Source organism: Haloarcula sebkhae (assembly GCF_014647415.1).
In the GTDB taxonomy this organism is placed as follows: Archaea; Halobacteriota; Halobacteria; order Halobacteriales; family Haloarculaceae; genus Haloarcula; species Haloarcula sebkhae.
This window is the reverse complement of sequence record NZ_BMPD01000002.1, coordinates 544,254-562,625: the sequence shown is the minus strand read 5'-3', so window position 1 is coordinate 562,625 and position 18,372 is coordinate 544,254. Positions and strand designations below refer to the sequence as shown.

Sequence of the window (18,372 nt, the reverse complement as noted above, 5' to 3'; positions counted from 1 at the left end):
GTTCCGTGTGTACAATCGTTCTCGCGTGGCAGGTCTTCGACGGCACGCCGGTCGCGGTCGCGGCGAACCGCGACGAGCGACTGGATAGGCCGTCACAGCCGCCACAACAGCGCCACTGGGGCAGTCGCGTCGTCGCGCCGGCCGACGAGGAAGCCGACGGGACGTGGATCGGCTACAACGAACACGGCCTGCTGGCGGCGGTGACAAACCGCTGGGTCGACACCGACCTTGCCGGTGACCGCTCGCGCGGCCTGCTCGTCCGGGACGCGCTGAGTCACGAGAGCGCGGAGTCAGCCGCCCGCGCCGTCGAGCAAGCGACCAGAGACGCCGAATACTCGGGCTTCAACCTTCTGCTGGCAGATGAGAACGCCGCCGTCCTGCTTGAGTGGGACGGCCAACTCGCAGTCCAGAACTTCCAGCCCGGTGCCCACGTCGTCGTCAACGTCGGCGCTGACGGCGACTACCGGATTCCAGCCCATCGGCCCGATGCCGGCGAGGAGCAAGCAACCAATGCGACGCGGTTGCGCGAGGCACTGGTTCCGGAGCCCGGCGAACCTGCCGACGAGTGGATCGACCGGGCAGGCGAAACCATCAGCGACCACGAGTACGGTGTCTGCGTCCACGGTGACGGATTCGGCACGCGCTCGTCGTCGCTTATCACACTGGGCTCCGAGCATGAGTACCGGTACGCGGACGGGCCACCGTGCCGGACGCCCTACCGTCCGGTCGAAGGTCAGATTTAAGCGGCCGACTCACGGTGTACACAATACATGAGTTCAGCAGCGTCGGAGGCGGACCTTTCTGACGGCGAGCGGGCCGGGCTCGAACTGATTCGTGAGTCCGGTGGCATCCACCAGAGCGACTTCTGGAAGGAACTCGACGTCTCCTCGCGAAAGGGGAGCCGTATCGTCGAGTCCCTGTTCGAGAAGGACCTCATCCAGCGTGAGGAAACAGTGTACGAGGGGCACAACACGTACTACCTGACGCCCGCGGCCCGCGACCTCGACTTCTCGCTTCTGATGGCCGGTGACCAGCTCTCGCCGTTCATCGGCGACGAAGAAGTCGACCCCCACGACGACACCTTCTCGCAGTGGGTCATGACCCTCGCTTACGAGGACTGACTAACGGTTACGCGGCGTGCGTTAGTAGTGCCACGGCACGTCGTCGAAATCCGGGTCGCGACCCTCGTTAAACGCGTCCCGTCCCTCCTGTGCCTCGTCGGTCATGTAGGCCAGCCGCGTCGCCTCCCCGGCGAACACTTGCTGTCCGACCATGCCATCGGAGTCCAGATTGAACGCGTACTTGAGCATCCGCATCGCCGTCGGTGACTTCTCGTTCATCCGCTGAGCCCACTCGATGGCAGTGTCCTCAAGCTCTTCGTGGGGCACCACGTCGTTGACCATCCCCATGTCGGCGGCTTCGTCGGCGTCGTAGGTCTTGCCGAGGAAGAACACCTCGCGGGCCTTCTTCTGGCCCACCTGTCGCGCGAGATACGCCGAGCCGAAGCCGCCGTCGAAGCTCCCCACGTCGGGGTCCGTCTGGAGGAACTTCGCGTGCTCCTCGCTGGCGAGCGTGAGGTCACAGACGACGTGCAGCGAGTGACCGCCACCGACGGCCCACCCCGGGACGACGGCGACGACGGGCTTGGGGATGTGGCGGATCTGGCGCTGGACTTCGAGAATATGGAGGCGGCCGACGTTCTCCGGCGCGTCGTCTTCCACGCCGTCGCTCGTTTCTCGCGGGTCGCTTTGCTCCCCGCTCGCTGTGTCCGAGTCGCGTGGCGACTCGCTGTACTCGTAGCCGCTTTCACCTCGAATGCTCTGGTCCCCGCCGGCACAGAAGGCCCAGCCGCCATCCTTCTCGGAGGGGCCGTTCCCGGTTAGGAGGACACAGCCGACATCGGTCTGGCGCTTGGCGTGGTCCAGCGCCGTCGCGAGTTCGTCGACCGTCTCCGGCCGGAAGGCGTTGCGCTTCTCCGGGCGGTCGAAGGCGATGCGGACCGCACCCGTCTCAGTCGAGCGGTGATAGGTGATATCGGTGAAGTCGAACCGGTCGATGGCACTCCACCGCTCCGGGTCGAATATTTCAGAGACCATACCGTGGCTTGGGACGGCCCTCGCAAAAAGATTCCTCGTACAGGCTCACACAGCGGAGGAAACCCTTTGGTGCCACGCACACGAACCGACTAGCGATGCCCTCCACACCGAACAAAAAGGCGGTGATGGGGATACTTGCGGGCCTCTCCATCCTTATCGTCGTGTACAGCTTCATCATCGTCCAGCAGATTCTACTCGGCCTGATTGTGGCTGTGGTCCCCTGGCTCCTGTATCTGGTTGTACGGTTCGTGTTCACGCTCGAACGGATCGCGACGGCGCTGGAACGGCTTGCGACGGCGCGTACCCGCGAGTCGGAGTCGTACGACCACGACAGAGAGGCTGATGGAGGCGTCGAGAACGAGTGACTGAGCGGCGTCGGTGGCCGTTCCTGTCGACCCCTCGCATCCAGGTGGGACACCCGGTATGACCGAGACGTTCTACGAGGTATTGGGCGTTCCAACTGACGCGTCGACGGCGGCGATCGAAGCGGCCTATCGGGAGCGACTGAAGGAAACCCATCCCGACGTGAGCGACGCGGCCGACGCCGGCGAGGCGACACAGCGGCTCATCGAAGCCCGCGACGTGCTCACCGACGAGGACGAGCGGGCGCGCTACGACCGGCTGGGTCACGATACCTATGTCGCGGGCGAGAGCAACATAGCGGACGACGACGGTAGTGACGTGGCCCAAGCGGCACGGCGTGCTGGCTATGATGAGTCTGAATCGGCTGGCGACCGAACCGAAGCGAGCACTGACCGGACGACGTCCCGGACGAACGCCCGGGAGCGGGCACAACGCGAACGAGCCGCCAGAGACCGCGTCGCTGAGGACAAAGACGAACGCTCGACCACTGGCACCGATGCGTCGTCGAGTAACGACCAGTCGACCGATGCGGCGGGCGAGACGGCGACCGCGTCGAACGCAGAGTCGACCTGGCGATCCGGCGCAACCGCGACCAGCGGCTTCAGCGACAGTGACGGCAGCAGCGCAACCTGGAGTTCGTCGTCCGCGTACGCTGTCCGACAGACGGACACCCTGTCCCGCGGGTCGCTTCTGGAGATGCCGACCGGGCGGGGGCTGACGCTGTTTGCCATCACGTTCGCGCTCTATCCGGTGATGCTGTTCAGCGCATTGCTTCCGGCGTTCCCGCTGTGGGTCAATGTGACCATCGGAGTCTGTACCCTCTTCATGATCGGCTACCTCCAGTCCGAACCCACGATTGCGATTATGGTGTTCGGGAGCTGGAGCCTGACGACGGCGGTGCTACTGGTCGTACTGAACATCAGCGCGTTCTCACTTATCGGAGCACTCGCGCTGTCGGGGACGTGGCTCCCGTTCGGACTGTCGCTGTTGACGGCGTCCGTGCTCCGGCTCTAACAGATCAGTCGTCAGCGAGGGCTTTCCCGACCTGTTCAGCAAGCCGGTCTCTGACCGCGTGGCTGTCGCCTGCGTCGAACCGGACCTCGATGACCTGTGTCCCATCGCTCCGGACTGAGTTGCCGAAGCGCTCGCGGAACTGCCGGCGGTCGGCCACCCGCTCGAACTCCAGGGAATAGAGCGCCTCCGTCGGCTCGAAATCGAGCCCGTGTGGCGTTCGGAACTGGTCCTCGAACGTGGGGTGGTCCTCAATGGGCAGCATGTGGAAGATGCCGCCGCCGTCGTTGTTGAGCAGGACGACCGTCGCGTCCACGCCACAGCGCCCGAGTGCGAGCAAGCCGTTCATGTCGTGGTAGTACGCCAGGTCGCCGGTGACGAGCACGAGCGGGTCTGTGGTCGCGCTTCCGGCTCCGAGCGCCGTCGAGGTGATGCCGTCGATACCGCTGGCCCCGCGGTTGCCCAGCACCGTCAGGTCAGCGTCGCGGGGCCGACCGAAGCGGTCTATGTCTCGGATAGGCATGCTGTTCGAGACGAACAGCGTGGCTGGGTCCGGGGCCAGCGCGGCCACGTCTGCAAGGACACCGCCCTCCCAGTAGGTCGCCGAGGCGGTTTCGGTAACGGCGTCCCAGTGGGCCTGCTCCGCCCTGGCGAACTGTTCACGCCACGGCGCTGCGCCGCCACTCAGCGACTCGGCTACGAGCGCATCCACGGTGGCGTCGGGGTCGGCGACGAGCAGGTCCGTCGCCGTGAACTCGGCCTCCGACCAGCCGCCGGCCGGGTCGACGAGGAACTGCTGACAGTCGGCGTCACGGAGGTAGTGACGCAACGGCTTCGAGGTCGGTGACGCACCGAAGCGGACGACAACATCGGGGTCGTCCCACTGGTCGACGCCGTCGCTTCCGAGATAGCCGTCGTAGCCGCCACAGACCGGCACGTCGAGGCGGTCGACGTGTGGACCGAACCGCAGGTCCGACAGCGGGTCCGCCAGAACGGGGAAGCCCGTGGCCGATGCCAGCCGTTCAAGCGAGTCTGCACTGAGCCCCTGATCGGCCGGACCAGCGACGATGAGGCCACGCTCGGCGGTCTGGAGCGCGTCCTGCACGCGGCGCACTGTCCGCTCGTCCGGTTCAGCGACGCCCTCGCTCGTCGTGACAAACGGGCCATCGCGGCCAGTTTCGGCCGCGCTGTCACCGCCCGCCCAGTCGGCGGGAACGCCAGCCGGATCATCCTCGGCCATCGGCGTCGGTTCCAGTGGTTTCCGGAACCGACAGTTCAGATGGACAGGGCCGGGGTCGTTGCCGGTACTCTCTCTGAGCGCGCGGGCCGCCGTGGTCCGTAGCATCCGAACCTTCCGCGGCTCGGCCTCCGGCTCGGGCATGTCCCGATACCAGCGGACAGCGTCGCCGTACAGTTTCTCCTGATCGACAGTCTGGTTTGCCCCGCTGTCGATGAGTTCCGGCGGTCGGTCCGCTGTCAACAGAAGCAGCGGGACGCCCGACTGGTTCGCTTCGATGACTGCCGGGTGGTAGTTCGCCGCGGCCGTCCCCGACGTGCAGACCAGCGGCGTCGGCTCGCCGGTTCGCCGGGCGCGTCCCAGCGCGAAGAAGGCCGCCGACCGCTCGTCGAGGTGGGAGAACACTTCGATGTCGGGATGCTCGGCGAAGGCCACCGTCAGCGGCGTCGAGCGACTGCCGGGTGAGAGACACACTGCGTCGACGCCGCCCGCAGCGAGTTCGGAAACGAGCGTCTCTGCCCACAGCGTGTTGACGTTCGGGGCCGTCATTCCAGCTCGTCCAGTATCGGCCGGTATTTGAGCTGGACCTCGTCCCACTCGCGGTCGGGGTCGCTGTCCGCGACGATACCTGCGCCTGCAAAGAGGGTCGCCTCCTGTTCCGTGGCGACGGCCGACCGGATGCCGACGGCGAAGGTCCCGTTACCGGCGGCGTCGACCCAGCCAACCGGGGCGGCATACCAGCCGCGGTCGAACGCCTCCGTCTCACGGATAGTCCGTAGTGCCACGTCCGGCGGGAGTCCGCCCACTGCCGGTGTCGGGTGGAGCGCCTCGACCAGCGAGAGGACGTGCTCGTCGTCGTCGAGTTCGGCTGTTATCGACGTCCGAAGGTGCTGGACCGTGGCGAGCCGACGGACGGTCCGATCGCCGATGCGGACTGTCGAGGCAAAGGGCTCAACCTGGTCCCGTATTGCGTCGGCAACGAGCTTCTGCTCGTGGCGGTCCTTCTCGCTGTCGAGGAGTTCGGCGGCGAGCCACTCGTCCTCGGCAGGTGTGTCGCCACGCCCAGTCGAGCCAGCGAGTGCCTCCGTCCGGACGGTTCGCCCGCGGACCGAGACCAGCCGCTCCGGCGTGGCTCCGAAGAAGGTGCCGCCGGAGTCCGGCGACAGCACGAATCGGTAGCAGTCCGGGTACGTCTCGGACAGGCGGGCCATCACGTCCGGGACCGATAGCTCCGCGTCCAGCGCGACACTCAGGCTCTGTGCGAGCACGACCTTTTGGAGGTCACCGCGGTCGATACTCTCTGTGGCGGCCGCCACCTGCTCGCGCCAGCCGTCCTGTGTGGGCGTTCGCTTCCGGTGTGAGATGCCCGGCGGGGTTCCCGGCTCTGTCTCTGGGTCCGCGACCAACCGGTCGCGCCACTCCTCAAGTAGCGTCTCGGCTTCGGTCGCGGCCTCGGGTCCCGTCGCGACCGTCGTGAGCCAGGCGTCGTCGTCTCGCTTCGTTACCTGTATCTCGGGGAGAAAAAACGCCGCACTGGGGAACCCATCCCAGGGAGAGTCCCCCCCGTCGTGGCTTCCGTTGTGGAATGCGAACCCGCCGAACGCTCGCGGTCGAGCGACGCTCGAGAGGTTCTCGGAAACTGAGCAGTCATCGAACAGCGCTTCAAGCGCTGTCCGCACGTCATCGAACCGCGACTGCCCGTCGGCAGTCACAGTCGCCGCGCTCCCGCGGGCTGCGATTGACTCTGTACCGGCCGCCCAGAAGAACCGGGGGCGCGCGTCTGTTTCCAAGACCGCCCGCACCGGTGCATCGTCGAGGCGACACCCGCGTGCGACGACCGTTGTCTCACCAACCGTCGTCTCGTCACCACGCAGTGGTTCCATCAGCCATGCCTTAGGATTGCGCACCTTTGAGCCTAACTATACGCTCGATTCCACATGGTGTGGTTCGACCGGGCTGTCGTGTTCGAGCCACCTATTTTACGCCGTTCTGACCCGCCACGCGACATAGCGCCACTGAGGTTCTGGTTCGCGGAAATTAATATCTGGGTTCACAAAGTTCCTCTCTCAGTTCTACAATTGTAATTATGTAATCTCCGAACACACCCCCGTCAAGTTTAAATAGGGCATAGTCGAAGCCCCCTATGTTGCGATGCCTAAGGTAGAGATCAATATCCCGGAACATCTGGAGATGCAAATCGCGCAGCTCGTCGAGAAAGGCGAGTTCCTCAATCGCGAGGAAGCCATCGAGGACCTCCTGTCGACCGGGCTCAAGGCGTACAAAACCTCCGGACCACAGGACGAAGACGAGGAGCCAGGGTTCGAAGAAGACGGCATGATGGGCCACGACGACGAGTACGTCTTCTGAAAATACGGGCGTGAGCGTCTGGTATCCCTTCTCAAGCAATTCTTATGCACGTGCCACCGCATACTGTAGCTATGCACAAAGACGAGCTTCTCGAGCTACACGAGCAGATGGTGACGATCATGGAGTACTTCCGCGACGACATGGACTCGGTCGATCCGGAGCTGTTCGACGCCTACCAGGAACTCGACGTGCGGCCATCGGACGTCCACAAGTCGAAAAGCGAGCACAAACACGCTGTGTTCGTACTCGGTAACTCGCTGGCAACGGCGATGAGTGAAGACGAGTTCTCGGACGCGGGCCGGGTCAGCAAGCGGATGAAGGAACTGGCCGAGGACGCCGAGCGGAAACTGTAACCACGACGCTGTCGAGCCGTCTTCTCCCTCGTCTTTATTTCGACCCGTCTCCTCTCTTGGCTACGATCTCTCGCCGTCGAGCTCGGTGAACAGCTCCGGGTCCGTCTTGAATTTCAGGACGTTGTGGACGACTGAGTTCCGGACGTTCTGAATCACGTCGCCGTGGTCCTTGTAGAAGTCGTGTATCCAGCGGGATTCGGCCGTCCGACTCGGGAACATCATCACTGACTTCCACTGATATTCGCCGTCGGAGAGGAAGTAAAACAGCGTGTGCCGGTCGTCTCGAATGGACACCATCGCGTCGTGCCAGGAGTCGGCGAAGTGCTCGGGGTTGAACTTGAATTCGAACAGCGCGAAGTTGAACAGTTCCTCGTTCGGGACGATGGTCTCACGGAAGACGTCCGCGTCGCGCATTTCCCGGATCGATTCGCTGACCGTTACGTGCGACACATCGATGCCGTACTCGGACTCCAGTAGATCCGCAAGCTCGCGGGACGACCGCTGGGGGTCCGCCGAAAGTTCGCGGAGAATGTACATGTCCCGCTCGCTGAACTCCCAGTCCGGGGGGTCGTCGGTCATGTCGTGGCCTCCATCCCAGCGGGGGTACAGACGCGTTCAGCTGCGGTACTAGTGGCCGGTCGGATCTGTGTTGGAACACTCGGAGGCATTATCTGTTGGCTAGCTGGCGGGTGCTGAATCAGTGGTCGTATTGGTTACAGTCATCACCTTACTGGCCCCTGAACTCCGGGTCGCGTTTCTCGACGAACGCGGTTGTGCCCTCTTCGTGGTCGTCAGTCGTGAACGCGAGACCCTGCGCGGTGGCTTCGTTTTCGAGTGCCTGTTCCAGCGAACTGTCCAGGCTTCGGTTGACCAGGCGCTTGGCGTGCCCGAGTGCGACTGTCGGTCCAGCGGCGATGTCCGCGACGAGTTCCGAAAACGCTGACTCGAACGTCTCTGCGTCGAACACCCGGGTGAACAGGCCGAGTTCCCCGGCTGCCGCAGCGTCCAGCAGTTCGCCGGTAAACAGGAATTCCTTGGCCTTGTTCGGGCCGACGATTCGCGGAAGGAAGTAGGAGACACCGGAGTCACATGCCAGTCCGACCTGGCGGAAGCCGAAGCCGATCTGGCCGTCAGTGCTTGCGACCTGCATATCACAGGCCAGCGCGAGTCCTGCGCCGGCACCGAAGGCGGGGCCGTCGATTTTCGCGACGACCGGGAGCGGACAGCTGTGGACGGTCCGGATCGCCTCGTGGAGCGACGAGACTACCAGTTCGACCTGCGTAGCCGGCGGGCGGTCGTGTTCTACCCCCTGTACCATTGCGTTGATGTCCCCGCCAGCGCAGAACGCCGGACCCGCCCCCTCCAGTACGACACACCGGGCGTCGCTGTCGGTCACCGATTCGAACTTAGCAGTGAGTGCGTCGGCCAACTCCGCTGACAGGGCGTTTCGCGACTCCGGCTGGTTCAGCGTCACTGTGGCGATCCCGTCGTCGACAGACAGCGTCACGGTCGCGTCTTCCATACGGTGGCCCTCGACCGGCGGAAAGATAACAGTGGTGTCCGTCAGCGCCTGACAGACCAACATCGTTGGGCAGTACCTTTTGGCCGGGCTGGTCCGTGTATCATATATGCGCCTGCACTGGCACCGCCGTGACCTCCGGGCGACGGACAACGCCGGCCTCGCCGCGGCGACTCCGTCCGACCCGGTGGTCCCGGTGTTCGTCTTCGACAGGGCCGTTCTCGACCACGCCGGCCCACCCCGGGTCGCGTTCATGCTGGACGCTCTCGACAGTTTGCGTGAATGGTACCGCGACCGCGGCAGTGACCTCGTCATTGCTGAGGGCGACCCCACGTCCGTACTACCGGAACTGGCAGCCAAGTACGGCGCGGAGAAAGTCACCTGGGGCAAGGACTATTCCGGGCTTGCACGGGAACGCGACGCGGCCGTCCGGCAAGCGCTCGACGACGCGGACGTTGCCCGCGAGGCCGTCCAGAACGCCGTGTTACACGAACCGGGCGAGATTACGACGAACGACGGCGACCCCTACAGCGTCTTCACCTACTTCGGCCGGAAGTGGCACGACCGCGAGAAGGAAGCCCCCTACGACGCGCCATCAACTGACGAGTTGGCCGATGTCGACGGCGACTCGATCCCGACGCTGGCTGATCTCGGCTTCGAGGAGCCGGAAGCGACCGTGCCCGCGGCGGGAACCGACGACGCACGCGCCCTGCTCGATGACTTCCTCGACGAGAACGTCTACGAGTACGAGGAGCGCCGGGATTTCCCGGCCGACGAATGCACCTCCCGGCTATCGGCCCATTTGAAGTTCGGAACTATCGGCATTCGGGAGGTGTACGACCGGACGCAGGACGCCAAGGAAGGGACCGGCGGCGACCGCCGCGAGTCCGTGCAGGAGTTCCAGTCTCAGCTGGCCTGGCGAGAGTTCTACACGCAGGTGCTGTTCGCCCATCCTCACGTCGTTACCTCGAACTACAAGTCATACGAGAACCCGATAGAGTGGGAGAACGACGAAGAGCTGTTGCAGACCTGGAAAGACGGCGAGACGGGCTATCCCATCGTCGACGCGGGGATGCGACAGCTTCGCGAGGAAGCGTACATGCACAACCGCGTCCGGATGATCGTTGCCTCCTTCCTCACGAAGGACCTGCTCATCGACTGGCGACACGGCTACGAGTGGTTCCGCGAGAAACTGGTCGATCACGACACGGCTAACGACAACGGCGGCTGGCAGTGGGCAGCCTCCACTGGGACCGACGCTCAGCCGTATTTCCGCATTTTTAATCCGATGACACAGGGCGAAGACTACGATCCGGATGCCGAGTACATCAAAGAGTACGTCCCGGAGCTACGGGACACCGCGCCGGAAGTTATCCACGACTGGAACGAGTGTTCGCTCACACAGCGGCGCAATGCTGCGCCGGAGTACCCGGACCCCGTTGTCGACCACAGTGAGCGCCGCGAGCAGGCCCTAGCGATGTTCGAGCAGGCTAGAGGAGACGACTAGGGCCGTTACGTTTCGCTTCACTGAACTCTCCCGGGTGCTTACACGCGAGACGAGGCCGCGTTGTGGTGTCAGTGCTGCGGGCAGATACGGCTCCGTCTCGCTGTCCTTGCCTAGTGCTACCAAATGGCTCCTAAACGTTTAACAGGCAGCCGCGCGACAGATAGTGATGGAGGCGTTTTCATATGCCCGAACATTCCAATCCCGAACTGCCACCGCTCCCGTACGACTACGACGCACTGGAGCCACACATCTCCGAACAGGTGCTCACCTGGCACCACGACACCCATCATCAGGGGTACGTAAACGGCCTCGAATCGGCCGAGAAGACGCTCGCCGAGAACCGCGAATCCGGTGACTTCGGTTCGAGCGCCGGCGCGATGGGCAACGTCACCCACAACGGCAGTGGACACTACCTCCACACGCTGTTCTGGGAGAACATGGACCCCAACGGCGGCGGTAAGCCGGAAGGCGAGCTCCTCGACCGCATCGAGGAGGACTTCGGATCCTACGAAGGCTGGAAGGGCGAGTTCGAAGCTGCCGCATCAGCCGCTGGCGGCTGGGCGCTGCTCGTGTACGACCCCGTTGCCAAGCAACTCCGCAACGTGCCGGTCGACAAGCACGATCAGGGCGCGCTCTGGGGCTCCCATCCCATCCTCGCGCTCGACGTCTGGGAGCACTCCTACTACTACGACTACGGTCCCGCCCGCGGTGACTTCATCGACGCCTTCTTCGAGGTCGTCGACTGGGACAAGGCTGCTGAAGAGTACGAGAAGGTCGTCGGTCGCGTCGAATAAGGGACAACACTCGACGTTTTTTCGCGGATGTGCCGAGAGTCCGAGAGCCGTCTGAGCCGATAGCGGTTTCTCCGGCGTTAATATCTAACGAAGACAACAAAAAATATCGGCGCGATTGGAGCAGACTACGGAACAGCGAAGTTACGGGAGGATATAGTTTTATAAGATGCGAATCAGTGGTAAGTGGTATGAGTCGCGATACCAATCGGCGAGCGTTCCTGAAGCGCACTGGGGCGGTAAGCACTGTCGGTCTGCTTGGTGGATTGGCAGGCTGTTCAACCGAACAGACCGGCGGAGACGGCGGGGATGGCGGAGACGGCGGCGATGGTGGGATGACCGGAACCGGGACCGAGTCCGGGGGCGACAGCGGTCCGGAGTCACCGGACGTGCTGATGGTCGTCGGCTATCCCCAGAGCGGTGTGCAACTGTTCAAGGACTTCTACGCCGACTACGGCGACGACGCCGCCGACATCCTCGTCACCGATGGCCTGCAGGACGGCGAACTGCCGAGTAACGTCGGCAACGATATGTCGAACGTCCGTGGCACGGCCCCGTCGGCGGCCGGGCCCGGTGTCGATACGTTTACAGAGCAGTTCACCTCCGAGTTCGATTACGACGAGGCCGGCGTGTTCACGTCACAGGCATACGACGCGACGGCGGTCCAGATTCTCGCAAACCTGCTGGCCGGCGAAAACGACGGGCAGGCCGTCCGGAATCACATGCGCGTCGTCGCCAACCCCGGGGGCGACACGTACGGCCCCTCCGAACTGCCAGCGGCCGTCGAAGCGGCCGCCGCGGGCGAGAACATCCAGTACGAGGGTGCATCGAGTGCGGTCAACTTCGACGAAAACGGGGACATGGCTTCCGCGCAGTACCAAGTCTTCGGCTTCCAGGACGGCGGGGGCGTCGAATCGCTCGACACCGTCGACTTCAGCGCGGGCGACGACATCCCGCAACCGGAACCGAACGGCTCCGGGAGCGACTCCGGACGCACGATCCGGTTCGGTGTGTTGATGCCCGAAACCGGCGACCTCGGGCCGCTCGGTAGGCCGATCCGCGATGGGGCAATACTCCCGGCCCTGCAACTCGAAGGCGAAGTCGACTTCGAGTTCGACTACCAAGTCGGTGACACCCAGACCCAGGCGCAGGCGGGCATCGACGCGGCCAACTCCCTCGTCAGCGCGGGCTACCCGTCGATTACCGGGGCAGCCAGCTCCGAAACGTCGATACAGGTCGCACGAAACGTCCTTATCGACAGCGGCGTCGTCGGCTGTTCGCCAGCGTCCACGTCGCCGACGATTACCGACCTGGAAGACAACGACTACATGTTCCGCACTCCGCCCAGCGACGCCCTCCAGGGACAGGTTCTCGCGCAGGTCGGTGTGGGCGAACTCGGTGCCGAGACCGCATCGACGCTGTATGTCAACAACAGCTACGGCCAGGCGCTACAGGAGGCGTTCGCCGGCGCGTTCGAAGCGGAAGGCGGGACCATCGTCAATCAGGTCGGCTTCGAGCAACAGCAGTCCTCTTACACGTCTGAGATCAACAGCGCAATGAACCAGTAACGGAGCTGTCAGCGCCGCTTTTTTCGAGTTATCCGCCGAGGAAGTCCTGCCGAACCTGCTCGTCGTTGAGGAGGACCGTTCCTTCGTCCTCGTAGCGGTTCTGGCCCTGTACGAGCACGTAGCCCCGATCACACCGTCGGAGTGCCTCCTTCGCGTTTTGCTCGACCATCAGAATAGCCGTGCCGTCGTCGTTGATGCGGTCGATGCGGTCGAACATATCGTCGACGAGGTCGGGGGCGAGCCCGGCGGAGGGTTCGTCGAGCAACAGCAGGTCGGGGTCGAGCATCAGCGCCCGCCCCATGGCGAGCATCTGCTGTTGGCCGCCCGACAGCGTCCCGGCCGACTGATCGGACCGCTCCCGGAGAATGGGGAACCTGTCGTACACGTCTTCAATCCGGTCTTCCGGCACCTCGTCGAGGATGTACGCACCCATTTCGAGGTTCTCGCGGACGCTCAGGGAGCCAAACACGTTTCCGGTCTGGGGGACGTAGCTGATGCCCTCGTAAATGATCTCGTCGGGATTGCGCTGGCTGATATCGGTCCCGCTGAAGATGACCTCCCCGCCCATGTACGTCGTCAGGCCGAAGACGGACTTCATCACTGTCGACTTGCCGGCCCCGTTCGGGCCGACGATAACGACATACTCGCCGTCGGCGACGTCCATGTGGACGTCACTGAGGACCTGCAGGTCGCCATAGCCCGCATCGAGGTCCCGGATGGCGAGGAGTCGTTCGGCCGGGTCAGGGAGCGTGACAGCTTCGGACTCCGTCGCGCGCTGGCTCATACGTCACCTCCCAGGTACGCCTCCAGTACCCGCTCGTCCGATTTGATAGTCTCGGCGTCCCCTTCAGCGAGGACGCTCCCCTGATGCATGACGATGATGTGTTCGCAGTTGTTCATGATGACGTCCATGTCGTGTTCGACCAGCAGGAAGGTCAGGCCCTGCTCTCGGCGGAGTTCGTGAATCCGCTCCAGTAGTTTCTCCTCTAGCGTCGGATTGACACCGGCAAGTGGCTCGTCCAGCAGGATCATCTCGGGCTCGGTCATCAGGACCCGCGCCATCTCCAGCAGTTTCCGCTGACCGCCGGAGAGATTACCGGCGTTCTCGTGGGCGAGATGGTTGATCTCGAAGAACTCCAGCGTCTCCCACGCGCGGTCGCGAACAGCCGTCTCTGCCTCGATGACATCGCCGCGCAGTCCCGGCGTCACCGACCGGATGACCGACTCGCCGACCTGTCCACCCGGCGCGAGCATCACGTTCTCTATGACGGTCATCTCGGACAGTTCGCGGGCGATCTGGAACGTCCGGACCAGCCCGCGGTTTGCGAGTGTGTACGGTGGGAGCCCGGTAATGCTCTGGCCGTCGAAGGTGACCCGGCCACCAGTCGGCTCGTGAATGCCCGTGATGCAGTTGAACGTCGTCGACTTGCCGGCCCCGTTCGGGCCGATGAGACCAGTGAGCGACCCCTCTGCCACGGAGAACGTTGCCCCGTCGACCGCGACGACGCCGCCGAACTCCTTGCGGAGGCCGTCGACTTCCAGCAGCGGCGACTCGATCGCGTCGCTCGTGACGGCGGTCTCCTGTCGCGGTGCCGCGTCGGGTTCACTCATCTGTCTCACCTCCGGACCCCGACTGCGGTCTGTCGAGGCTCACACTTGTTGCAGGTTCGTTCCGGTGGCCGAGCAGCCCGTCTGGCTGGTTCTGGATGATGTATATCAGCACGACGCCGATGAGGACGAACCGGAGCGTACTGATGTTGCTAATGGTGTATGCAAGGAGGGGAAGCGGGTCCAGCGACCCGAGTCCGGCGACTGCGTCGATGATGTTGCCAGGGGCACGAGTGCCGCCCAGCGAGACGTTCTCGCCCAGCCGCGCGGGCAGGTAGAACAGCAGCCCGGAGAACGTCGCCGCGCCGATGATGCTCCCGGTGTTAGACCCGGAGCCGCCGATGATGAGCGCCGCGAACACGTAGAACGTGATCGTCGGTCTGAACTGCTGTGGGCTGACGTAGCCCGCCTGTCCGCGGAACAGGACGCCGGCCAGCCCCATCAGCGCACAGCCGATCATGAACGTCTTGATCTTGAACCGCCGGGTGTCTTTGCCGAGTGACTGGGTCACAGTCTCGTCCTCGCGGATCGCCTTCAGCACGCGACCGAACGGCGAGTTCGTGATACGGGCGAGCACCCAGTAGCTCGCAGCCACGACCAGCAGGAGAAGTATCCCGTACGTGAGGTTCGCCAGGTTCGGCCCGGAGACGCCGACACCCTCTGCGGCAGCTACGATCGGCTGCCCAACGCCGTTGATGAACGTCGACGCGACCTCGTTCGCAGACTTGAACGAGATCCCAGTCGCGCCGCCGGTTCCGAACGGCACTCCGAACAGCGAGACCTCGGCGAGACCGTTCCAGTTGACGACGAGTCGAATGATCTCAGAGAACGCGACCGTCACGATGGCGAGATAGTCGGCCTTCAGTCGGAGTGCCGGCAGCGCCGCGAGACCGCCGATAATGGCGGCCATCACCATGCCCCCGATGAGGCCGACCCACAGCGGGAGGCCGAGCCCCGGGACAGCGCCGGCGGCCGGGTCCGTCGGCGCAGTGAGAACTGCCGTCGTGTACGCGCCGACAGCCATGAACCCTGCAATACCGATATTGAACAGGCCGGTGTACCCCCACTGGAGATTCAGCGCCAGTGCGAGGATGGCGTAGCCGCCCATGAGGACGGTCACGCTCCCGATGAAGCCGGCGGCAAGGTTCGCCCAGTTCGCCCCGCCGACAGCGATCGCCAGCACGAGCATGACGGCCCAGATACTTGCGATGAAGCCGATGACCAGTCCCACGTCCGGGAGCGTGTCCAGACGGTTTCGAACGCTGTCAACAGTACTCATGCTGTCGACACCCCCCCGAAGATGCCGGACGGGCGCAACAACAGGACGACGATGAGCACCAGAAACGCAGAGGCCCGCGTCAGTCCGGATGGCAACCAGATCAGGGCCAGACTATCGACCAGCCCGATGAGAATCCCGCCGGCCATTGCCCCGTATATCGAGCCGATGCCGCCGACGATGACCGCGGCGAAGATGAGCAGGAGCAGAATCCAGCCGAAGTTGAACGATATCGTGCCGCTTTCGAGCACAAGGAGGTAGCCGCCGATGCCTGCCAGGCCACCGCCGAGAATCCACGTGAGCCGGATCACGCGTTCGGTCGGAATCCCGGTCACGCGTGCGAGGTCTTCGTTGTCGGCCATCGCCCGCATTGCTTTGCCGAGCTTCGTCCGCTGTAACAGCAGGTGGACGCCGAGCATCAACAGGACCGACACCACCAGAAGAGTGATCTCGTTGTCGGTTATCGAAATCATCGAGAACAGCGTCACCCGAAGCCCACCGCTTGCGACCCCGCTTGTCTGTGTGCCGAAGACGAATGCAATGAGATAGCGCAGCGCAAGCGCGACACCGATTGACGCAATCAGCAAAGAGATGTTGTCCGTATTGCGCATGGGGCGATAGGTGAGGCGGTCGACGAGCAACACGACGGCGACCGACCCGATACCGGCGACGACGAGTCCGAGAAGCACTGGAAGGAACGTTGAAACAGTGCTCAACTGCCGCCCCGAATTGAGCATGAACAGTTCGGAAATCGGGGCTCCGGTCCCGAGGCCGGCGGTGATGTACGCGGCGACCCACCCCAGGAACGCCCCAGCAGTCACCGTGTCCCCGTGTGCGAAGTTGGCGAAGTCGAGGATGCTGTAGGTCATCGACAGGCCGATTCCGGCGAGCCCGACCGCCAGTCCGACAAGCAGTCCGTCCACCACCATCGAGAGCAACGAGCCCACGGTGAGGGACCCACCCAGTAATCTGGTCCCGAGGAAGAACACGGTTGTCCCAGCGAGCTTTGCAACTAAATCCAGCAAGAGGAAGCCACTTACGGCGGCCACCACTGCTGCCCCCGGCCGGTCACCCATCACCACACGGCCATCTCTTGCGAACTCGGCAATTCCCATAGGTTACCGTTCGTTGGACCTTCCTGTCTAAATAACCCACCGGAAATTCATGTGAAATACCGGTGTAGAAGCCAAGACACCGGTGTCAAAACAAGAATCGCCCCCTCCCATGGTCGCGTGTCAAGCGAGAGACTAGTGATACCACGGTACAGACTGTCGAATAGAGCCACTTCGAACCCAGTGCGGACCGGGATATTCGAGCGCTCGCACGGCGCGCGATACCAGTTTCGGTCACCACCGATTTGAGTCGTACCAGTCTCGAAAAATCACCGGACACTGGCCGGATACTGGCTGAGAACAGTGCTATTCACAGCGCTTTTATGCGGTCCATCGATGATATACGACAGATGGTACGCCTGGTCGTCGCCAGTCTTGTGCTGGTTCTCCTGCTGGGGAGCGGTGCCGCGCCGCTGGCGATGTCACAGCCGGCCGACGAGAGCGTCGGCGTCCAGACGCCCGACAGGTTCGACCGGACGACGTTCCAGGTCACGCTGTATCAGAACGGGTCCGCGGAGTGGGCAATCATCCACAGGACCCCGCTCGAGAACGAATCCGAGCAACAGCAGTTCGAGGAGTTCGCCACGGAGTTCGAGCAATCGGAGCAGCCACTGTACCGGAATTTCGTCGAGCAGTCGACACTGCTGACACGGTACGGGGCGAACGTGACTGGCCGGGACATGAGTGCGACCGACTACGACCGGTCGGCGACGGTCGACCCGCTGCAAAACACTGGTACAGTGCAGATGTCGTTCCGCTGGCGTAACTTCGCGGTCGTCGAGGGCGACGCAGTCAAGGTCAGCGACGTGTTCGACGGCGGGTTCTACATCGGGTCGAGCCAGTCGTTCGTCTTCGAGCGCGGCCCCGGACTGAAATTCGCCGACGTCCGGCCGACGCCGGACTCACAGAGCGCTCCCGATTCGCTCGAAAACAGCGAGAGCGTCACGTGGAACGGCGAGCAGTCGTTCAACGACCGCCGGCCTTACGTGGAACTGCAACCGCGCGAAACCGGTCAGAGCGCTGGCACTGAGCGAGCCACCACGGCGGGCGGTGACACAGCTGGCGAGGCCGCCAGCGGTCCGTCGTGGCTGCTCCCGGCCGCTGTCGTCGTGATCGTCATCGTCGCCGGCGGTGCGGCCGCGTGGCGGTCCGGGGCACTGGGACAGGTGCTGGGACGTGACGACGACGAACCGCCCGCTGCGTCACCGTCGGCGGCTACGGACACGGAGCAGTCGTCGACGGCTCCGCCGAGTGAGACTGCGGCAGACACCGACACAACGGAGGAACCGGCAGTCCCCGATGAAGAACTACTCACCGACAGCGACCGCGTCCGCAAACTGCTGGAGGAGAACGGCGGCCGAATGAAGCAAGTCGACATCGTCGACAGCACCGACTGGTCGAAGTCGAAGGTGAGTATGCTCCTTTCGGACATGGAAGACGACGGCGACATCTCGAAGCTCAGAGTCGGGCGTGAGAACATTATCAGCCTCGCCGGTCAGGAGCCCGACGCCGCCGGGTCACCGTTCGACGACGAGTGATACCGTCGGCTGTGCGTCTGTGTCGC

19 protein-coding genes are annotated in these 18,372 nt (G+C 63.8%); 10 read left to right on the top strand and 9 right to left on the bottom strand.

Annotated elements, in window-relative coordinates:
- The first annotated feature begins 5 nt into the window (after nt 1-5).
- Together IEY38_RS08905 and IEY38_RS08900 are read left to right on the top strand one after the other, a co-directional pair.
- Nucleotides 6-743 (top strand): NRDE family protein, encoded by a 738-nt coding sequence (locus IEY38_RS08905; protein WP_188977083.1) that lies wholly within the window; start codon nt 6-8, stop codon nt 741-743.
- A 27-nt stretch (nt 744-770) separates the two neighbouring features.
- A complete protein-coding gene (locus IEY38_RS08900) occupies nt 771-1,121 on the top strand; it encodes a helix-turn-helix transcriptional regulator (RefSeq protein ID WP_004517952.1) in 351 nt (116 codons plus the stop codon).
- A gap of 21 nt (nt 1,122-1,142) precedes the next feature.
- Here IEY38_RS08900 and IEY38_RS08895 read toward each other — a convergent pair whose 3' ends face one another.
- Nucleotides 1,143-2,096, bottom strand: a complete 954-nt coding sequence (locus IEY38_RS08895) for a 1,4-dihydroxy-2-naphthoyl-CoA synthase (protein WP_188977081.1) — start codon at nt 2,094-2,096, stop codon at nt 1,143-1,145.
- 95 nt (nt 2,097-2,191) lie between these two features.
- On the opposite strand from IEY38_RS08895, the gene IEY38_RS08890 reads away from it, so the two are divergent.
- Both IEY38_RS08890 and IEY38_RS08885 read left to right on the top strand, forming a co-directional pair.
- Nucleotides 2,192-2,461: a hypothetical protein gene (locus tag IEY38_RS08890; RefSeq protein WP_188977079.1), complete on the top strand. Its 270-nt coding sequence runs from the start codon at nt 2,192-2,194 to the stop codon at nt 2,459-2,461.
- A gap of 58 nt (nt 2,462-2,519) precedes the next feature.
- Nucleotides 2,520-3,473 (top strand): J domain-containing protein, encoded by a 954-nt coding sequence (locus IEY38_RS08885; protein ID WP_188977077.1) that lies wholly within the window; start codon nt 2,520-2,522, stop codon nt 3,471-3,473.
- A gap of 4 nt (nt 3,474-3,477) precedes the next feature.
- Here IEY38_RS08885 and menD read toward each other — a convergent pair whose 3' ends face one another.
- Both menD and IEY38_RS08875 read right to left on the bottom strand, forming a co-directional pair.
- Nucleotides 3,478-5,256 (bottom strand): 2-succinyl-5-enolpyruvyl-6-hydroxy-3-cyclohexene-1-carboxylic-acid synthase, encoded by a 1,779-nt coding sequence (gene menD, locus IEY38_RS08880; protein ID WP_188977076.1) that lies wholly within the window; start codon nt 5,254-5,256, stop codon nt 3,478-3,480.
- On the bottom strand, nt 5,253-6,590 hold the full coding sequence (locus IEY38_RS08875) for an isochorismate synthase (RefSeq protein ID WP_188977074.1): 1,338 nt from the start codon (nt 6,588-6,590) through the stop codon (nt 5,253-5,255). The genes menD and IEY38_RS08875 overlap by 4 nt, the downstream gene beginning before the upstream one ends.
- A gap of 268 nt (nt 6,591-6,858) precedes the next feature.
- On the opposite strand from IEY38_RS08875, the gene IEY38_RS08870 reads away from it, so the two are divergent.
- A complete protein-coding gene (locus IEY38_RS08870) occupies nt 6,859-7,074 on the top strand; it encodes a ribbon-helix-helix domain-containing protein (protein ID WP_004517946.1) in 216 nt (71 codons plus the stop codon).
- A gap of 71 nt (nt 7,075-7,145) precedes the next feature.
- Nucleotides 7,146-7,427: a UPF0058 family protein gene (locus IEY38_RS08865; RefSeq protein ID WP_004592794.1), complete on the top strand. Its 282-nt coding sequence runs from the start codon at nt 7,146-7,148 to the stop codon at nt 7,425-7,427.
- Between the two features lie 60 nt (nt 7,428-7,487).
- Here the strand turns inward: IEY38_RS08865 and IEY38_RS08860 are convergent, their stop codons facing one another.
- The gene (locus IEY38_RS08860) at nt 7,488-8,006 is read right to left on the bottom strand and encodes an Lrp/AsnC family transcriptional regulator (protein WP_188977072.1); all 519 of its coding nucleotides are present in this window, start codon (nt 8,004-8,006) and stop codon (nt 7,488-7,490) included.
- A gap of 148 nt (nt 8,007-8,154) precedes the next feature.
- Nucleotides 8,155-9,012: an enoyl-CoA hydratase/isomerase family protein gene (locus IEY38_RS08855; RefSeq protein WP_188977071.1), complete on the bottom strand. Its 858-nt coding sequence runs from the start codon at nt 9,010-9,012 to the stop codon at nt 8,155-8,157.
- 43 nt (nt 9,013-9,055) lie between these two features.
- On the opposite strand from IEY38_RS08855, the gene IEY38_RS08850 reads away from it, so the two are divergent.
- The 3 genes from IEY38_RS08850 (at nt 9,056) to IEY38_RS08840 (ending at nt 12,812) form a co-directional block, all read left to right on the top strand.
- Nucleotides 9,056-10,453, top strand: a complete 1,398-nt coding sequence (locus IEY38_RS08850) for a cryptochrome/photolyase family protein (protein ID WP_188977069.1) — start codon at nt 9,056-9,058, stop codon at nt 10,451-10,453.
- Nucleotides 10,454-10,635: 182 nt separating this feature from the next.
- A complete protein-coding gene (gene sod, locus IEY38_RS08845) occupies nt 10,636-11,247 on the top strand; it encodes a superoxide dismutase (protein ID WP_188977067.1) in 612 nt (203 codons plus the stop codon).
- A gap of 188 nt (nt 11,248-11,435) precedes the next feature.
- Nucleotides 11,436-12,812 (top strand): ABC transporter substrate-binding protein, encoded by a 1,377-nt coding sequence (locus IEY38_RS08840; protein ID WP_390182279.1) that lies wholly within the window; start codon nt 11,436-11,438, stop codon nt 12,810-12,812.
- 28 nt (nt 12,813-12,840) lie between these two features.
- Here the strand turns inward: IEY38_RS08840 and IEY38_RS08835 are convergent, their stop codons facing one another.
- From IEY38_RS08835 to IEY38_RS08820, 4 genes are read right to left on the bottom strand one after another with little or no spacing between them, the layout of a single operon-like run.
- Nucleotides 12,841-13,596 carry an ABC transporter ATP-binding protein gene (locus IEY38_RS08835; protein WP_188977065.1) on the bottom strand — a complete coding sequence of 252 codons (756 nt, stop codon included), beginning with the start codon at nt 13,594-13,596 and terminating at the stop codon, nt 12,841-12,843.
- The gene (locus IEY38_RS08830; protein WP_188977063.1) at nt 13,593-14,423 is read right to left on the bottom strand and encodes an ABC transporter ATP-binding protein; all 831 of its coding nucleotides are present in this window, start codon (nt 14,421-14,423) and stop codon (nt 13,593-13,595) included. The genes IEY38_RS08835 and IEY38_RS08830 overlap by 4 nt, the downstream gene beginning before the upstream one ends.
- On the bottom strand, nt 14,416-15,699 hold the full coding sequence (locus IEY38_RS08825) for a branched-chain amino acid ABC transporter permease (protein ID WP_188977061.1): 1,284 nt from the start codon (nt 15,697-15,699) through the stop codon (nt 14,416-14,418). The genes IEY38_RS08830 and IEY38_RS08825 overlap by 8 nt, the downstream gene beginning before the upstream one ends.
- Entirely contained in the window at nt 15,696-16,811 is a 1,116-nt protein-coding gene (locus tag IEY38_RS08820) for a branched-chain amino acid ABC transporter permease (RefSeq protein WP_170096066.1), read from the bottom strand. Before IEY38_RS08820 ends, IEY38_RS08825 begins: the two co-directional genes overlap by 4 nt.
- Nucleotides 16,812-17,131: 320 nt before the next feature.
- Between IEY38_RS08820 and IEY38_RS08815 the strand changes: the two genes are divergently transcribed.
- Entirely contained in the window at nt 17,132-18,346 is a 1,215-nt protein-coding gene (locus IEY38_RS08815; protein ID WP_188977059.1) for a helix-turn-helix transcriptional regulator, read from the top strand.
- Nucleotides 18,347-18,372 lie beyond the last annotated feature (26 nt).

What these genes read in the sequence shown, in the direction of transcription:
- IEY38_RS08875 (WP_188977074.1), bottom strand. Translation starts at nt 6,590, where the DNA reads ATGGAACCACTGCGTGGTGACGAGACGACGGTTGGTGAGACAACGGTC.
- IEY38_RS08860 (WP_188977072.1), bottom strand. Translation starts at nt 8,006, where the DNA reads ATGACCGACGACCCCCCGGACTGGGAGTTCAGCGAGCGGGACATGTAC.
- IEY38_RS08870 (WP_004517946.1), top strand. Translation starts at nt 6,859, where the DNA reads ATGCCTAAGGTAGAGATCAATATCCCGGAACATCTGGAGATGCAAATC.
- IEY38_RS08815 (WP_188977059.1), top strand. Translation starts at nt 17,132, where the DNA reads ATGCGGTCCATCGATGATATACGACAGATGGTACGCCTGGTCGTCGCC.
- IEY38_RS08820 (WP_170096066.1), bottom strand. Translation starts at nt 16,811, where the DNA reads ATGGGAATTGCCGAGTTCGCAAGAGATGGCCGTGTGGTGATGGGTGAC.
- IEY38_RS08900 (WP_004517952.1), top strand. Translation starts at nt 771, where the DNA reads ATGAGTTCAGCAGCGTCGGAGGCGGACCTTTCTGACGGCGAGCGGGCC.
- IEY38_RS08890 (WP_188977079.1), top strand. Translation starts at nt 2,192, where the DNA reads ATGCCCTCCACACCGAACAAAAAGGCGGTGATGGGGATACTTGCGGGC.
- IEY38_RS08835 (WP_188977065.1), bottom strand. Translation starts at nt 13,596, where the DNA reads ATGAGCCAGCGCGCGACGGAGTCCGAAGCTGTCACGCTCCCTGACCCG.
- IEY38_RS08830 (WP_188977063.1), bottom strand. Translation starts at nt 14,423, where the DNA reads ATGAGTGAACCCGACGCGGCACCGCGACAGGAGACCGCCGTCACGAGC.
- IEY38_RS08850 (WP_188977069.1), top strand. Translation starts at nt 9,056, where the DNA reads ATGCGCCTGCACTGGCACCGCCGTGACCTCCGGGCGACGGACAACGCC.
- IEY38_RS08865 (WP_004592794.1), top strand. Translation starts at nt 7,146, where the DNA reads ATGCACAAAGACGAGCTTCTCGAGCTACACGAGCAGATGGTGACGATC.
- IEY38_RS08840 (WP_390182279.1), top strand. Translation starts at nt 11,436, where the DNA reads ATGAGTCGCGATACCAATCGGCGAGCGTTCCTGAAGCGCACTGGGGCG.
- IEY38_RS08885 (WP_188977077.1), top strand. Translation starts at nt 2,520, where the DNA reads ATGACCGAGACGTTCTACGAGGTATTGGGCGTTCCAACTGACGCGTCG.
- IEY38_RS08895 (WP_188977081.1), bottom strand. Translation starts at nt 2,096, where the DNA reads ATGGTCTCTGAAATATTCGACCCGGAGCGGTGGAGTGCCATCGACCGG.
- IEY38_RS08825 (WP_188977061.1), bottom strand. Translation starts at nt 15,699, where the DNA reads ATGAGTACTGTTGACAGCGTTCGAAACCGTCTGGACACGCTCCCGGAC.
- sod (WP_188977067.1), top strand. Translation starts at nt 10,636, where the DNA reads ATGCCCGAACATTCCAATCCCGAACTGCCACCGCTCCCGTACGACTAC.
- menD (WP_188977076.1), bottom strand. Translation starts at nt 5,256, where the DNA reads ATGACGGCCCCGAACGTCAACACGCTGTGGGCAGAGACGCTCGTTTCC.
- IEY38_RS08855 (WP_188977071.1), bottom strand. Translation starts at nt 9,012, where the DNA reads ATGTTGGTCTGTCAGGCGCTGACGGACACCACTGTTATCTTTCCGCCG.